The sequence below is a fragment of the Telluria sp. AZSoR62 genome (assembly GCF_058111565.1).
On the sequence record NZ_JBYTST010000548.1, the window covers coordinates 1 to 241 of the forward strand.

General features: G+C 63.5%; 1 pseudogene. It reads left to right on the forward strand.

Annotated elements, in window-relative coordinates:
• Nucleotides 1-240 (forward strand): annotated as a pseudogene (locus AC3XQU_RS24715) (hypothetical protein); the annotation flags it as partial.
• Nucleotide 241: the final 1 nt, after the last annotated feature.

A 241-nucleotide genomic window follows, 5' to 3' on the forward strand; every position in this document is an offset into this window, starting at 1 on the left:
CGGGGGGCGGCTGAGATGACTTTGCCCATTCCCATCCTCGATGACCGCGGCTACGAGCAGCTGCGCGACGAGCTGCTTCGCCGCGCAGCGGTCTACACACCAGAATGGACGGGTAGGACAGATCCTTCGGACCCGGGCGTGACCCTGCTCGAGCTGATGGCATTCCTGGGGGAAAACCTGCTCTACCGCTTCAACCGGATCCCGGACCAGACACAACTTTGGCTCCTGCGCCTGCTGTAGG